The sequence below is a fragment of the Cellulomonas uda genome, assembly GCF_006538705.1.
Classification (GTDB): domain Bacteria; phylum Actinomycetota; class Actinomycetes; order Actinomycetales; family Cellulomonadaceae; genus Cellulomonas; species Cellulomonas uda.
This window is the reverse complement of sequence record NZ_BJLP01000019.1, coordinates 1-14477: the sequence shown is the minus strand read 5'-3', so window position 1 is coordinate 14477 and position 14477 is coordinate 1. Positions and strand designations below refer to the sequence as shown.

Genomic DNA, 14477 nt, shown 5'->3' with positions numbered 1-14477 from the left:
GCGTCAGCGCGTGCGGCGTCAGCGCGCGCGACGACGCGCGTCGTGGAACGCGAGGATCTGCAGCTCGCTCGCCACGTCCACCTGCCGCACGGTCACGTGCTCGGGCACGTGCAGCGCGCGCGGCGCGAACGTCAGCAGCGCCGTCACCCCCGCACCGACGAGCGCGTCGCACACGGGCTGCGCGTGCGGCGCCGGGACGGCGATCACCCCGACCGACGCCGACGTACGCCCCACCACGCGGCCGATCGCGTCGGCGGGCTCGACGACGAGCCCCGCGACGGTCGTCCCGACGACCTGCGGATCGGCGTCGACGAGCGCCGCCACCTCGAACCCGCGCTCGGCGAACCCGCCGTAGCTGGCCAGCGCGTGCCCCAGGTAGCCGATCCCGACGATGACCACGGCGCGCCGTGTCTGCACGCCCAGCACCTCGCCGAGCTGCCGCTCGAGGTGCGCGACGTCGTACCCCACGCCCCGGCGACCGTACGAGCCGAGGAACGACAGGTCCTTGCGCAGCTGCGCCGGCGAGACACCCGCGGCCGCCGCGAGCTCCTCGGACGTCACGACCCGCGAGCCGCGCACGGACTCCAGCGCGTGCAGGTACCCGGGCAGGCGGGCGACGGTCGCGTCCGGCGGCTCCCCGCGGTCCGGCGTCGTGCGCACGCCCGTGCCCTCAGCGGGCGGCCAGCGCGCGCCGCAGCCGCGCCGGCTCGATGCGCCAGTACCCCTGCCGCACGCCGTCGACCTCCACCACCGGCACCAGGTCGCCGTACTGCGACAGGTCACGCCCCGGCTCGTCGTCGCGGTCCACGTCGACCTCGCGCCACGCGGTGCCCGCGAGGGACGCCTCGGCGGCGACGACCGCGCGCGCGTCGTCGCACAGGTGGCACCCCGCGCGGGAGAACAGGACCACGCGTGCGGTGGTCGTCGGCTCGTCGTCGTGCACGAGCCCGACCCTAGTGCGCGCGGGACCCGCGTGCGGGCGCCTCGGACCACCGACCCGGCGCGGGCCGCTCGGGGCTGGTTACAGTGACCGGATGCCGGAGCCGACGCACGACCGTGCCGCGGTGGGCGCCGGGCGCACGGCCGCGTTCTTCGACGTCGACAACACCGTGGTGCGCGGCGCGAGCGCGTTCCACCTGGCCGTCGGGCTGTACCGACGAGGGTTCTTCCGGCCGTGGGACCTGCTGCGGTTCACGGGCCACCAGCTGCGCTACCGGCTCGTCGGTGAGGACCGCCGGCAGATCGACCGGCTGCGCGGCGAGGCGCTCGCGATCATGCGCGGGCACTCCGTCGCGGAGGTCACCGCGATCGCGGAGGACGTGTACGACCAGGTGCTGCACCTGCGCCTGTACCCCGGCACGCGCGCGCTGATCGACGCGCACGTCGCGGCCGGCGACGAGGTCTGGTTCGTCACCGCGTCGCCGATGGAGATCGCGGGCCTGCTCGCGCGCCGGCTGGGGACGACGGGGGCGCTCGGGACGGTCGCCGAGGAGGTCGACGGCTTCTACACGGGCCGGCTCGTCGGCGACCTGCTGCACGGCGAGGCGAAGGCGCGCGCGGTGCGGGCGCTCGCGGAGCGCACCGGGATCGACCTGGCGCGCTGCGCCGCGTACGGGGACTCGACGAACGACCTGCCGCTGCTGTCCGCGGTCGGGCGCCCGTGCGCGATCAACCCGGACCGTCGCCTGCGGCGGCACGCGGCACGGCAGGGATGGCCGGTGCGCGACTTCCGGCCCGCACGGCGCTCGCTCACGCGCGGGGTCCGCGCCGCCACCGTGGCGGGCGCGGTGTGGGCGACCGCCGTCTCGGCGCGGGCCGCCCGGCGCGGGCTGACGCGACACGCCGGAGGCTGAGGAGCCGTTCCGCGCGGTCCCGGCGGGGCGCAGGTCGGACGAACACGCGCCGGACGTCACGACGTGGCCCGGCCTGGGTGCCAGCGCCCTTCCCGGGCCCCGGAGGCACCCCGCGAGCGTCCTAGGGTTCCTCCGTGACAACCGTTCGCCGCGCGCGGCTCGACGACCTCGCCGCTCTCGCCGACCTGGCAGCCGTGACGTTCCCGCTCGCCTGCCCCCCGGGGTCGACGCCCGAGGACCAGCGGGCGTTCGTCGAGACCGTGCTGTCGCACACCGCGTTCGAGGGCTACCTCGCGGACGGCAGGCGCACGGTGCTCGTCGCGCACGACGAGGCGGGCACGCTCGAGGGCTACACGATGCTGGTCGCCGGCATGCCCGCGGACTCCGACGTGCGCTCCGCGCTGTCGCTGTGGCCGACCGCCGAGCTGTCCAAGTGCTACGTGCACCCCGACCGCCACGGGCGGGGCGTGGCCGACGCGCTGATGACCGCGACCCTCGCCGACGCGCGCGGCCGCCACGCGCTCGGGTGCTGGCTGGGCGTGAACCAGCTCAACGCGCGCGCGCAGCGGTTCTACGAGCGCCACGGCTTCCTGCGGGTCGGCACCAAGCACTTCCGTGTGGGGTCCCGCATCGAGGACGACTTCGTCCTCGAGCGCGCGCTCTGAGACACCCTGCTCGGGCGTCCGAGGCGCCGGGACAGACAGCGAGGGCCCGGCCGGACGGCCGAGCCCTCGCTCACGCGCTGCCGGGGCAGCGGGTGGTCACTTCTTGTTGCGACGCTGGTGACGCGTCTTGCGCAGCAGCTTGCGGTGCTTCTTCTTGGCCATCCGCTTGCGGCGCTTCTTGATGACGGAGCCCATGGGTCCACTCTCGCTTCCGGTGGGGCCCGCGGCAGCGGACCAGTGCTGGTCGTTCGACGCGCGGTCGCCCGGTCAGGGCTCACGGCCGTGCTCGCGCACTGCCGCCCGCACAAGGAAAGTCCGAGGGCCTACCTTACGCGATGACGGCCGGTGCCCGCGACGTGCGTCGGACAGGACGTCAGGAGGAGCGGCGCTCGGTGTCCTGCTCGGGGGTCACGCTCGACATCGACGAGCGCAGGTAGGCGTCGAGCGCGTCCTGCGGGACGCGGAACGAGCGGCCCACGCGCACGCCCGGCAGCTCGCCGGAGTGGAGCAGACGGTAGACCGTCATCTTGGAGACGCGCATGACGTCCGCGACCTCCACGACGGTCAGGTAGCGCACGCGGCCCGGCTGGTCGCTCATCGGTGCGGATCGTCCTCCTGGGGCGCCCTGCGGCACCCGTCCCCCGGTGCTCACGCGCCGGCCCTGTGACCCGTCGTCGACGGGCTGGCCCAACCCTAGTGGCGCCTGGGACACGAGTGAAAGGGGTGACGGGTGTGACGACCGGTCTGCCCGGATCCCTCCCACCCGGGCGTCTGACCCGCACGAGCGCCGACGACGCGCGCGGCAGGCCGGTCACTCGTGGTGGACGTCCAGACCCAGCAGCGGGAACGCCTCGGCGCGGGTCGCCCGGATCGCCCGGTCGACCTCGTCGGCCGGGTCGAAGCCCGACTCCCAGGTGCGGAACGCCGGCACCGCGCCGTCGGACATCGACACCGGCCCCTCGCGCCCGAAGTCCCGCGCGACCCGGTCGCGCCACGCCTGCGGGACCACCTGGTCCGGGTCGACCGGCCGGTGCGCAGCGACGGCGAGCAGGTGCGCCCACGCGCGCGGCACGACGTCCACCACGGCGTACCCGCCGCCGCCCAGCGCGACCCACCGGCCGTGCGCCACCTCGTGCGCGAGGTCGTGCAGCCGCTGCGCCACGAGCCGCTGCGCGTCCACCGTCACCCGCAGGTTGCTCAGCGGGTCCATGCGGTGCGTGTCGCACCCGTGCTGCGTGACCAGCACGTCGGGGCCGAACGCGTGCAGGACCGGGGGGACGACCGCGTCGATCGCGCGCAGCCAGCCCGCGTCCGACGTGCCCGCCGGCAGCGGGAGGTTCACCACCGAGCCCTCGGCGTGCTGCCCGCCCGTCTCGTACGCGTGGCCCGAGCCCGGGAACAGCGTCCGGCCCGACTCGTGCACCGAGACCGTCAGGACGCGCGGGTCGTCCCAGAACACCGCCTGCACGCCGTCGCCGTGGTGCGCGTCGACGTCGACGTACGCCACTCGCTCCGCGCCCGCGTCGAGCAGCGCACGGATCGCGACCGCCGCGTCGTTGTAGACGCAGAACCCCGACGCGGCGCCCGGCATCGCGTGGTGCAGGCCGCCCGCGATGTTCACCGCGTGGTCGGTCTCGCCGCGCCACACCGCGAGCGCCCCGTCGTGGGTGCCCTGCACCGCGCGCGCGGACGCCTCGTGCATGCCCGGGAAGATCGGGTCGTCGCGCGTGCCCAGCCCGCGGGCCTCGTCGCGCACGCCCTCGTCGGCCGCGCGCCGCACCGCCGCGACGTACGCGGCCTCGTGCACCGTGGTCAGCAGCTCGTCGGGCGCGACCTGCGCGGCGACGACGTCGACGTGCTCGAGCAGGCCGAGCTCGCCCGCCAGGTCGATCGTCAGGGCGAGCCGTGCGGGCGACATCGGGTGCCCCGTGCCGAAGTCGTAGCGGAGCATCTCGGGCGCCCACTCCACGCGCGGCCGCGGCGTCATGACCACACCCAAACACCGAACCGGCGCGGTGTCGAACCCCCGTGGCGCGTCGCGCGGCGGCGCGTGGCGGCGGGCCGGACGAGCGCGGGCGCGTCGCGGACCGCGCGCGGCCCACGGGCGCGCGACGTGCCAGAGTGTGCGATGCACGCTGGTCGGGACGAGCTCGGGAGGTGGGATGGCGCGCAGCGGCCCCGGCGTCGCGTGGCGCGCGCGTGAGCTCGTCGACCGGTCCGCGCGCCAGTCGCCCGCCCGCCTCGCGCTCGGCGTGTTCGCCGCGGTGATCGCGCTCGTCACGGTGCTGCTGTCCGCGCCGTGGGCGACCGCGTCCGGGCACCGCGCCCCGTTCGTCGACGCCCTGTTCACCGCGACGTCCGCGAGCACCGTCACCGGGCTCGTCGTGGTCCCGACCGGCGAGTACTGGTCGACGTGGGGGCTCGTCGTCATCCTCGTCGCGATCAAGATCGGCGGCCTGGGCGTGATGACGCTCGCGTCGCTGCTGGGCATGGCGGTCTCGCGGCGCATCGGCCTCACGCAGCGCCTGCTCGTCTCGTCGGAGACCAAGTTCACGCGGCTCGGCGAGGTCGGCTCGCTCGTGCGCACCGTCATCGTGACCTCGACGACCCTCGAGGTCGCGATCGCGCTCGTCCTGCTCCCCCGCTTCCACATGTACGACGAGTCGTGGGGCACGGCCGCGTGGCACGCGATCTTCTACGGCGTCTCGTCGTTCAACAACGCCGGGTTCGTGCCGACGCCCGAGGGGCTCGCGCCGTTCATCTCCGACTGGTGGGTGCTGCTGCCGATCATCGTCGGCGTGTTCATCGGGTCGCTCGGCTTCCCCGTGATCCTCAACGTCGCCAGGCACCTGCGCGAGCCGCGGCGGTGGAGCCTGCACGCCAAGCTGACGATCACGACGAGCCTCGCGCTCGTCGTCGCGGGCTCCGTGCTCGTCGCCGCGTTCGAGTGGACGAACCCGAGCACGTTCGCACCCATCGACGCGTCGGGCACCGCGCTCGCGTCCCTGTTCGCGGGCGTCATGCCCCGCTCGGCGGGCTTCTCCACTGTCGACGTGGGCCAGATGCACGAGTCGACCTGGCTGCTCATGGACGCACTCATGTTCGTCGGTGGCGGCTCGGCGTCGACCGCCGGCGGTATCAAGGTGACGACGCTCGCGGTCATGCTGCTCGCGATCGTCGCGGAGGCCCGCGGCGACCGGGACGTCGAGGCGTACGGCCGGCGCATCCCGCGCGACGCGCTCCAGGTCGCGATCGCGGTCTCGCTCATCTCCGCGACGTTCGTGCTCATCGCCTCGCTGCTGCTGCTCGCGATGACGGGGCTGCGCCTCGACGTCGTGCTGTTCGAGGTCATCTCCGCGTTCGCGACGTGCGGGCTGTCGACCGGCATCACGCCGGGCCTGCCCGACGCCGCCAAGTACGTGCTCACCGTCCTGATGTTCATCGGCCGGACCGGCACCATGACGCTTGCGGCCGCGCTCGCGCTGCGCAACCGTCGTCGGGTCATCCGGCTGCCGGAAGAGAGGCCGATCATTGGCTGAGACCATGCGCGACGCACGCGCAGGCACGCAGGGCGCCCCGCGCACGCCCAAGAAGGACTCGGGTGTGCTCGTCATCGGGCTGGGCCGGTTCGGGTCCGCGATCGCGGCGACGCTGGACCGGCTCGGGCAGGACGTGCTCGCGGTCGAGCGCAGCCCCGAGCTCGTGGCCCAGTGGGCGGGGCGCATCGCGCTCGTCGAGGCCGACGCGGCCAACCCCGAGGCGCTCGAGCAGCTCGGCGCAAGGGACTTCCCGGTCGCGGTCGTCGGCGTCGGGTCCTACCTCGAGGCGTCGGTGCTCATCACGGGCAACCTCGTCGACATCGGCATCCCCCAGATCTGGGCGAAGGCGGTCTCCAACGAGCACGCGCGCATCCTGCAGCGCATCGGCGCGCACCACGTGGTGCTGCCCGAGGCGGACGCGGGCTCGCGCGTCGCGCACCTCGTCTCGGGCAAGCTGCTCGACTACATCGAGGTCGAGGACGGCTTCACGGTCGTCAAGATGCGCCCGCCGAAGGAGACGCAGGGTTTCACGCTCGCGCAGTCGAAGATCCGCGAGCGGTACGGGGTCACGGTGGTCGGCGTGAAGTCGCCCGGCACCGAGTTCGTCTACGCGACCCCCGAGACCCGCATCTCGCAGAACGACATCATCATCGTCTCGGGTCACGCCGACCTCCTCGAGCGGTTCGCCGCCCGCCCCTGACGAGGTCTCGCGCGGCACGCCGTGCGCCGATAGCATCCGAGCGCGGGGCACGCCCCGCGTCCCATCGCTCGCCGACGAGAGAGGCGGTCCCCGTGGCCAAGCGGCCGTCGGACGACGAGGTGCGCGAGCGGCTCGACCACGTGGCCGAGGCCCTGCGCGCCGTCCCGGGGCGGTCCGTCACGGAGCTCGACCCCGCCTCCACGCCCGGGTACACGCGCGGCAAGAAGGAGGGCCGCTCGACCCTCGAGGCCATCGGCGGGCGGATGTCCGACCTGCAGGAGCGGCTGTTCGCGGAGGGCCGCACCGGGGGCACGCGCTCCGTGCTCGTCGTGCTCCAGGGGCTCGACACGGCCGGCAAGGGCGGCATCGCGCGGCACGTGCTCGGCCTGGTCGACCCGCAGGGCGTCGCGCTGCGCGGCTTCGGCCGCCCGACGCCCGAGGAGCTCGAGCACCACTTCCTGTGGCGCATCCGCAACGCGCTCCCGCCCGCCGGGCGCATCGGCCTGTTCGACCGTTCGCACTACGAGGACATCCTCGTCCCGCACGCGTCGGGCACGGCGGACGCCGCCGAGCTCGACCGGCGGTTCGCCGAGATCGAGGCGTTCGAGCGTGACCTCGTCGCGAACGGCACGACGGTCGTCAAGGCCGTCCTGTGGGTCTCGCGCGACGAGCAGTACACGCGCCTGCTCGAGCGGCTCGAGCGCCCCGACAAGCACTGGAAGTACGCGCCGCACGACGTGGACGTGCGCCTGCAGCGCCCCGCGTACGAGGCCGCGTACGACGAGGTGCTCGCACGCTCGTCGTACGACGTGGCGCCCTGGTACCTGGTGCCCGCGGACCACAAGTGGTACGCCCGCCTGGCCGTGAGCGCGCTGCTGCTGCGTGCGCTGCTCGACCTCGACCTGACCTGGCCGCAGCCGTCGTTCGACGTGGCCACCGAGCTCGCGCGTCTGGAAGCCACCCGCTGACGCGCGCACCGATGTCAGCTGGCCGGCACAACGGGGTGTCGACCAGCTGACTGCCCCGCCCCCGCGACGCGCGTGGTGGTGAGCAGGACCGCGTGGTCGACCTCGACCGCGGGCGCCGCGACGCCCACCGTCGCGAGCACGTGGCCCGTCAGCCGGACAGGTGCCGACCACCAGGCCGGGCGGTCCCACGTGCTGTGCGGCGCGTACGGGCCGTGCGGCGCGACCTCGTACAGCGCGTCCGGGTCGAGGCCCGGCAGCCGGACGCGCCCGGGCGGCCACGTCGCGGGCCGTTCGCGCTGGACGAGCGCGTACAACGCCCGCGCGCGGTCGGGGGCGACCACGCCGTGCACCCACAGCCCTGCGGACGGCACCTCGTCCCGCACGACGACGCCCGTGTGCAGCAGGGCACGCTCGGACCGGTACAGCGCGACCCACGCGGCGAGCTCCGCGCGCTCGTCGTCGGACGCGGCCGCGAGGTCCCACTCGATGCCGAACGAGCCGAGCAGCGCGGTGGACGCGCGGAACGACAGGGCGAGCACCCGACCGGTGGTGTGCGCCCGGGCCGCACCGACGTGCGACCCGACGAGCTCGGGCGGCAGGAGCTGCGCGGTCCACCGCTGGATCTCGTGCCGCTCGCGCGCGTCGATGCAGTCCGACGCCCACACGCGGTCCGCGCGCTCGAGGATCCCCAGGTCGACGCGTGCGCCGCCCGACGAGCACGACTCGATCTCGAGCCCCGGGCAGTCGGCGCGGATCGCGTCGAGCAGCGCGTACACCGCGGCGGTCTGGGCGTGCACGCCCGCGGCGCCGCTCGCCCCGCCCGCCTCGACGAGGTCACGGTTGTGGTCCCACTTCACGTAGTCGAGACCGAGCTCGCGCACCAGGCTCACGACGCGCTCGCGCAGGTACGCCGCGACCTGCGGCCGTGCGACGTCGAGCACCTGCTGGTGGCGCACGAGCGGCGGGGTACGGCCCGGCACCTGCAGGACCCACTCGGGGTGCGCCCGCGCGAGGTCGGAGTCGGGGTTGACCATCTCCGGCTCGAACCACAGCCCGAGCTGCATGCCGAGGCCGTGCACGTGCTCCGCGAGCGCCCGCAGGCCGTCGGGCCACACGTCCTCGTCGACGTACCAGTCCCCCAGGCCCGCCGTGTCGTCCCGACGGCCGCGGAACCAGCCGTCGTCCACGACGAACCGCTCGACGCCGACCGACGCCGCGAGGTCCGCGAGCTCGCGCAGCCGCGGCAGCGAGTGGTCGAAGTACACGGCCTCCCACACGTTGAGGGTCACGGGTCGCGGCGTGCGCGGGTGGTGCGGGCGGGCCCGCAGCAGCGCGTGGAACCGGCCCGCGAGCGCGTCGAGCCCGTCGCCGTACGTGCCGTACAGCCACGGGGAGGTGTAGGCCTGCCCGGGCGCGAGCCGCACCTCGCCCGGCAGGAGCAGCTCGCCGCCGCCGAGCAGGCGCGTGCCGTCGGGCATCAGCTCGGCCTGCGTGCGGTGGTTGCCGGACCACGCGACGTGCACGCCCCACGCCTCGCCGCGCCGGAAGTCCGTGCCGGGCTCGGCCGCGACGAGCACGAGCGTCGCGTCCGCGCCCGTGCGCCCGCGCCGGCCCTCGCGCACGTGCGTGCCGACCGTGAACGTGTGCCGCTGGGGCGTGCGCTCCTTGCCCCACCGGCCCGCGAGGTCGACGATCTCGGCGGCGTGCGCGGGGACCGGCAGCGCGGGCTGCAGCGCGTCCAGCGTGTACGTGCCCGCGCCCGCGTTGGTGAGCGTCGCGCGCGTGCGCACCACGCCCTGCGGCGTGAGCTCGACGACGAGCTCGAGGTCCAGCCCCGCGTCCTCGTCGGCCGCCTGCACCCGGACGGTCCCCCCGGCCTGCGCCACGTCGAGGGACGACGAGCGCACGACGAACGACGGCGACCACGCGAGCCCGTCCCGGTGCCCCGCGACGCCGGGCGTCCCGAGCCACGCCTCGGCCTGGCCCGGCAGCACCGGCACCGGCACCGGCTCGTCGACCTGCGCGCCCGCACGCGGCGGCGCCCACGCACGCACGAGCTCGGCCGCGGCGTCGGCGTCCAGGCCGTCGCCCAGGTCCCGCCCCCAGTGCAGGACGTGCGGCAGGCGGTCGTCGGTCGCGGTCAGCAGCAGGCTCACGCCCGCCGCGCGCAGGTGCACGAGCATGCGCCCATCCAACCAACCGACCCCGTGCCCGCGTCGCGCCGCGCCGGTACACCGACGGGCCGCGTCCGCCCCTGTGCGGAGGGGTGGACGCGGCCCGTCGGGCGGGTCAGCGCGGGTTCACGACGAGCGTCGTGCCTCCGGTCGACCCGGTGATGGTCGTCGACCCGCCGTAGGTCGCCGACACCGCGTAGGTGCCCCTGGCGAGCTTCGGCAGGGTCACCGTGACGACGCCGCTGCGCAGCGTGCCGGTGACCTTCGCGACGACCGTGGTCCCCTTCCTGACGGTCACGGTCGCCTTGCCGGTGACCGTGACGTTCGAGATGACGGTGACCGTGGCACGCGGCGCCGTGCCCACCGTCACGGACGGCGTCGAGACCTTGGTGCGCGACGTGGTCCGCATGACCTTGACGGTCACGGTGGCCTGCGACGTCGCGTGCGTGGCGTTGCCGTCGTACACGACCGTGAGCGTGTGCGTGCCCACCGCGAGCCCGCGCAGCCGGAACGACGCGGCGCCACCCGAGAGGGTCGTCGTCCCGAGGTTCCTCGAGCCCTCGAGGACGCGCACCTTGCCGGTCGGGGTGCCCTGGGTGGACGTGACCTTCACGGTCACGGCGACGGGGCGGCCGTACTTCACGGGCGTCGTCGCGAGCGCGAGGGTTCGTTCTCTCCCCGACGGTGACGGCTGCGCCGTGCGCTCAGCCGTACCGTGCGGGCGGGCGCGACGGGCGCGGGACCACGTCGTCCCGCGCCCGTCGTGTCCCCTAGTTCCGTCTCGCGACGAGGACGCGCTGCAGCAGCACGAAGCCGAGCAGGATCGCGCCGATGAGGATGCGGTTCCACCAGGGCTCGAGGCCCTCGCGGTTGCAGACCACCAGGATCAGGCCGTACAGCGTCACGCCCGCGAACGTGCCGAGCACGTAGCCGACGCCACCGGTGAGCAGCGCGCCACCGATGACGACCGACGCGATCGCGTCGAGCTCCATGCCGACGCCCGACAGGTTGTAGCCGGACTTCGTGTAGAAGGCGAACAGGATGCCGCCGATGCCGGCGCAGGTGCCCGACACGACGTAGACCCACATCTTCGTCGCGCCCGGCCGCAGACCCATCAGGCCCGCCGCCTGCCCGCCGTCGCCCGCGCCCAGCCCGTACACCGTGCGGCCGAACCGCGTGTAGTGCAGCAGGTACACGGCGGCCAGCAGCACCACGGCCGCGATGATCATCGACAGGTTGACGTACCAGATGTCGGGACGCTCACCGAACTTGATCTTCCAGGACGCCAGCTTCTCGAAGCCCGGGTCCTTGATGCCGATCGACGTGGTCCCGATCATGTTCGCCAGCCCGCGGGCCAGGAACAGACCTGCGAGCGACGCGATGAACGGTTGGATGCGGAAGTACTGGACCATCACGCCGATCAGCGAGCCGATCGCCGTCCCGACGAGCACGCCCACCACGAGCACCACCGGCAGCGGTACCCCGTTGAGCAGCAGCTTCGCCACCACCAGGCCGACGAGTGCCACCACGCCACCCACCGACAGGTCGATGCCGCCGGAGATGATGACGAACGTCATGCCGATCGCCAGCACCAGCAGGTACGAGTTGTCGATGAACAGGTTGGAGAACAGCCGCATGCTGATGAAGCTGCGGTCGTCGGTGCTGTAGCGCAGCTGGCCCACCACGAGGAGCAGCAGCAGCGTCGCCACCGTGCCCGCCGTCGGCAGGTACCGGCGGTCCAGCAGTCGCTTCCAGCGCGCGTCCGGCGCGCCGGCCGGCCTCTTCTTCGTCGGCAGCTTCTCCGACACCGTCTGCGCGGTCACGCCGCCACCTCCACCTTCTTGGCCGCCGTCGGGCCACCCGGAAGACGCGGCACACGCCGCAGGCCCGACAGCTCACGCAGACGCTCGGAGCCGGCGATGCAGATCGCGATGACCACGATCGCCTTGAACAGGTCCTTCGACTCCGACGGCAGGTGGAAGATGATCACCGCACGGTCGAGCGTCGTCAGGATGAGCGCACCGACGATCGTGCCCGCGAGCGAGAACTTGCCGCCGTCGAGCTTGGTGCCGCCGATGACGACCGCCATGATCGCGTTGAGCTCCATGAGCTGGCCGATGTTGTTCGCGTCGGCCGCCATCGTCGGCGCGCCGTAGACCAGGCCGGCGAGGCCGGCCAGGACGCCGCAGATCACGTACACGAGCCACGTGATGTTGCGCGACCGCACGCCCGCCATGTGGCTCGCGGTGCGGTTGATGCCGATGGACTCCAGCAGCATGCCGAGCGCCGTGCGCCGCACGACGACCGCGACGACCGCGAACACGACCGCCCCGATCACCACGGGCGTCGGGATGCCCAGCACGAAGCCGGACCCGATCGACTTGAACGGAGCCGAGTGCGTCGTCGTGATCTGCCCGCTCGTGAACGCGAGCGCGATACCGCGGCCCGCGACGAGGATGATCATCGTCGCGATGAACGGTTGGATGCCCAACCCGGCGACGAGGAACCCGTTGAACGCCCCGACGACCGCCGCGACCGCGAGCGCGATCGCGATCGCCGACAGCGCGACCGTCGCGTTCTCGCCGTTGCCCGAGCTGTCGATGTACGTCAGGGCCACCGACAGCGAGATCGCCATCACCGCGCCGACCGACAGGTCGATGCCGCCGGTCGCGATCACGAGGCACATGCCCAGCGCGAGCAGCAGGAACGTCACCGAGTTGCGCGTGATGTCGACGAGCTGGCCGAACAGGTGCCCGTCGACGACCTTGATATCGAGGAAGCCGGGGCTCACGATCCCGCACGCGACCCACAGCGCGACGAGCGCGAGCACGGGCCAGAACAGGTGGTGCCGCGTGACCCGCGTGAGCCACGCGAGCCCCGAGGTCTGGACGGTTCCGGTCATCATGCTGCGTCACTCCCGCTCGCTGCGATGGTTTCGAGGACCGTGGACGAAGTCACGTCGGGGCCGTTGACGAGCTCGCCGACCTTCTCGCGGTCGCGCAGCACGACGAGGCGGTGCGACAGGCGCAGCACCTCCTCCAGCTCGGAGGAGATGAACACGACGCCCATGCCCTGCGACGCGAGCTCGACGACGAGGCGCTGGATCTCGGCCTTCGCGCCGATGTCGATGCCGCGCGTCGGCTCGTCGAGGATGATCAGCTTCGGCGACGTCGCGAGCCAGCGCGCCAGCAGCACCTTCTGCTGGTTGCCGCCCGACAGGTTCTTGATGAGCATGTTCGGGTTCGGCGGCTGGATGTTCAGGGCCGTCATGTAGTGGTCGACGACGTCGTCGAGCTCCTTGGCGGGGATCCGCCGCCAGATGCCGCGGTTCGCCTGGATCGCGAGGGCGATGTTCTCGCGGACCGTGAGGTCCCCGATGATCCCCTCCTTCTTGCGGTCCTCGGTCGAGTACGCCACACCGTTCTTGAGCGAGGACAGCGGCGCGGCCGAGCGCACCTGCTCGCCGAACACCGTCAGATCGCCCGCGTCGGGCTTGTCCGCGCCGTACAGCAGGCGCGCGAGCTCGGTGCGGCCCGAGCCCAGCAGACCCGCGAAGCCGACGATCTCGCCCTCGTAGACCTCGAGGTCCACCGGCTCGACCGAGCCCGAGCGGCCCAGCCGCACCGCGCTCAGCAGGGGCGTGCCGCGCTCGTCGTCGTGCGCGACGCGCTGCGCACCCGCCTCGATCGCCGCGAGCTCGTCGCTCGCACGGCCCAGCATCTTCGAGATGAGATCGATGCGCGGCAGCTCAGCGGTGAGGTACTCCCCCACGAACCGCCCGTTGCGCAGGATCGTCATCCGGTCGCTGATCTCGTAGATCTGCTCGAGGAAGTGCGAGACGAACAAGATGGCCACGCCGCTGTCCCGCAGCTGGCGCACGACCGTGAACAGCTCCGCGACCTCCGCCTTGTCGAGGCTCGAGGTCGGCTCGTCGAGGATCAGCACCTTCGCGTCGACGACCATCGCACGTGCGATCGAGCACAGCTGCTGCACCGCGATCGAGTGCGAGCTCAGCTGCGACAGCGGGTCGATGTCGAGGTTGAGGCGCGCGAGGTACTCCTTGGCCTTGCGCCGCGTCGCGGACCAGTTGATGAACGGTCCGACGCGGACCTCGTGCCCGAGCATCACGTTCTCGGCGACCGAGAGGTTCCCGCAGAGGTTGACCTCCTGGTACACCGTGCTGATGCCGGCGGCCTGCGCCTCGGCGGTCGAGTGGAAGCGGTGCGGCTCGCCCGCGACGCGGATCTCGCCGGCGTCGACCTGGTAGACGCCCGTGAGCGCCTTGATCATGGTCGACTTGCCCGCACCGTTCTCACCCATGAGTGCGTGGACCTCACCCGGCCGGAGCGTGAGGTCGACACCGTCGAGGGCCCGCACACCGGGGAACTCGATGGTGATCCCACGCATCTGCACGACGGGGGCGGAGTCGGACGTGAGGGACATCGTTGGTCATCCGTCCTGCTGAGGGGCCGCCGAGGGCGGCGACGTGGTGCCGTGCACCGTGCCGAGCGGCCGGGCCGCGGGGTGGTGCACTCCTTGCGACGACGCGCCGTGCGGCGGGGCGGGGGGCCCCGCCGC

At 73.3% G+C, this 14477-nt stretch carries 14 protein-coding genes and 1 pseudogene; 5 read left to right on the top strand and 10 right to left on the bottom strand.

What is annotated here, in order from left to right; genetic code table 11:
- Window positions 1-18: 18 nt before the first annotated feature.
- The gene (locus CUD01_RS07115) at window positions 19-660 is read right to left on the bottom strand and encodes a redox-sensing transcriptional repressor Rex (protein WP_141319838.1); all 642 of its coding nucleotides are present in this window, start codon (window positions 658-660) and stop codon (window positions 19-21) included.
- A 10-nt stretch (window positions 661-670) separates the two neighbouring features.
- On the bottom strand, window positions 671-943 hold the full coding sequence (locus CUD01_RS07110; RefSeq protein ID WP_232514433.1) for a glutaredoxin family protein: 273 nt from the start codon (window positions 941-943) through the stop codon (window positions 671-673).
- A 91-nt stretch (window positions 944-1034) separates the two neighbouring features.
- Here CUD01_RS07110 and CUD01_RS07105 point away from each other — a divergent pair, with 91 nt between their 5' ends.
- Window positions 1035-1853, top strand: coding sequence for an HAD family hydrolase (locus CUD01_RS07105; protein ID WP_094180834.1), 819 nt, complete (start codon window positions 1035-1037; stop codon window positions 1851-1853).
- Between the two features lie 134 nt (window positions 1854-1987).
- Window positions 1988-2518: a GNAT family N-acetyltransferase gene (locus CUD01_RS07100; protein WP_094180835.1), complete on the top strand. Its 531-nt coding sequence runs from the start codon at window positions 1988-1990 to the stop codon at window positions 2516-2518.
- 96 nt (window positions 2519-2614) lie between these two features.
- On the opposite strand, the gene CUD01_RS07095 is transcribed toward CUD01_RS07100, so the two are convergent.
- From CUD01_RS07095 to CUD01_RS07085, 3 genes are all read right to left on the bottom strand, one after another.
- Entirely contained in the window at window positions 2615-2713 is a 99-nt protein-coding gene (locus tag CUD01_RS07095; RefSeq protein WP_003792170.1) for a 30S ribosomal protein bS22, read from the bottom strand.
- Window positions 2714-2891: 178 nt separating this feature from the next.
- Complete coding sequence (locus CUD01_RS07090) at window positions 2892-3116, bottom strand: helix-turn-helix domain-containing protein (protein ID WP_094180836.1); 225 nt, start codon at window positions 3114-3116, stop codon at window positions 2892-2894.
- Window positions 3117-3329: 213 nt separating this feature from the next.
- Window positions 3330-4505 (bottom strand): acetoin utilization protein AcuC, encoded by a 1176-nt coding sequence (locus tag CUD01_RS07085; RefSeq protein ID WP_141319836.1) that lies wholly within the window; start codon window positions 4503-4505, stop codon window positions 3330-3332.
- Window positions 4506-4680: 175 nt separating this feature from the next.
- Here CUD01_RS07085 and CUD01_RS07080 point away from each other — a divergent pair, with 175 nt between their 5' ends.
- The 3 genes from CUD01_RS07080 to CUD01_RS07070 all read left to right on the top strand — a co-directional run bounded on the left by CUD01_RS07080 (window position 4681) and on the right by CUD01_RS07070 (window position 7725).
- On the top strand, window positions 4681-6057 hold the full coding sequence (locus CUD01_RS07080) for a TrkH family potassium uptake protein (protein WP_141319834.1): 1377 nt from the start codon (window positions 4681-4683) through the stop codon (window positions 6055-6057).
- Between the two features lie 4 nt (window positions 6058-6061).
- A complete protein-coding gene (locus CUD01_RS07075) occupies window positions 6062-6757 on the top strand; it encodes a potassium channel family protein (RefSeq protein ID WP_094180839.1) in 696 nt (231 codons plus the stop codon).
- A gap of 92 nt (window positions 6758-6849) precedes the next feature.
- Complete coding sequence (locus CUD01_RS07070; protein WP_244937698.1) at window positions 6850-7725, top strand: PPK2 family polyphosphate kinase; 876 nt, start codon at window positions 6850-6852, stop codon at window positions 7723-7725.
- Between the two features lie 14 nt (window positions 7726-7739).
- Here CUD01_RS07070 and CUD01_RS07065 read toward each other — a convergent pair whose 3' ends face one another.
- The 5 genes and pseudogenes from CUD01_RS07065 to CUD01_RS07045 all read right to left on the bottom strand — a co-directional run bounded on the left by CUD01_RS07065 (window position 7740) and on the right by CUD01_RS07045 (window position 14342).
- Window positions 7740-9908 (bottom strand): alpha-galactosidase, encoded by a 2169-nt coding sequence (locus CUD01_RS07065; RefSeq protein ID WP_141319832.1) that lies wholly within the window; start codon window positions 9906-9908, stop codon window positions 7740-7742.
- 106 nt (window positions 9909-10014) lie between these two features.
- Window positions 10015-10545: pseudogene (locus CUD01_RS07060) on the bottom strand (Ig-like domain-containing protein); the annotation flags it as partial.
- A gap of 124 nt (window positions 10546-10669) precedes the next feature.
- Window positions 10670-11722, bottom strand: coding sequence for an ABC transporter permease subunit (locus tag CUD01_RS07055; RefSeq protein ID WP_141319828.1), 1053 nt, complete (start codon window positions 11720-11722; stop codon window positions 10670-10672).
- Window positions 11719-12801: an ABC transporter permease gene (locus CUD01_RS07050; RefSeq protein WP_141319898.1), complete on the bottom strand. Its 1083-nt coding sequence runs from the start codon at window positions 12799-12801 to the stop codon at window positions 11719-11721. The genes CUD01_RS07055 and CUD01_RS07050 overlap by 4 nt, the downstream gene beginning before the upstream one ends.
- On the bottom strand, window positions 12801-14342 hold the full coding sequence (locus CUD01_RS07045; RefSeq protein ID WP_141319826.1) for a sugar ABC transporter ATP-binding protein: 1542 nt from the start codon (window positions 14340-14342) through the stop codon (window positions 12801-12803). The genes CUD01_RS07050 and CUD01_RS07045 overlap by 1 nt, the downstream gene beginning before the upstream one ends.
- Window positions 14343-14477: the final 135 nt, after the last annotated feature.

Coding starts and splice junctions, on each gene's coding strand:
- CUD01_RS07105 (WP_094180834.1), top strand. CDS start 1,035: ATGCCGGAGCCGACGCACGACCGTGCCGCGGTGGGCGCCGGGCGCACG.
- CUD01_RS07065 (WP_141319832.1), bottom strand. CDS start 9,908: ATGCTCGTGCACCTGCGCGCGGCGGGCGTGAGCCTGCTGCTGACCGCG.
- CUD01_RS07095 (WP_003792170.1), bottom strand. CDS start 2,713: ATGGGCTCCGTCATCAAGAAGCGCCGCAAGCGGATGGCCAAGAAGAAG.
- CUD01_RS07045 (WP_141319826.1), bottom strand. CDS start 14,342: ATGTCCCTCACGTCCGACTCCGCCCCCGTCGTGCAGATGCGTGGGATC.
- CUD01_RS07080 (WP_141319834.1), top strand. CDS start 4,681: ATGGCGCGCAGCGGCCCCGGCGTCGCGTGGCGCGCGCGTGAGCTCGTC.
- CUD01_RS07090 (WP_094180836.1), bottom strand. CDS start 3,116: ATGAGCGACCAGCCGGGCCGCGTGCGCTACCTGACCGTCGTGGAGGTC.
- CUD01_RS07050 (WP_141319898.1), bottom strand. CDS start 12,801: ATGACCGGAACCGTCCAGACCTCGGGGCTCGCGTGGCTCACGCGGGTC.
- CUD01_RS07085 (WP_141319836.1), bottom strand. CDS start 4,505: ATGACGCCGCGGCCGCGCGTGGAGTGGGCGCCCGAGATGCTCCGCTAC.
- CUD01_RS07075 (WP_094180839.1), top strand. CDS start 6,062: ATGCGCGACGCACGCGCAGGCACGCAGGGCGCCCCGCGCACGCCCAAG.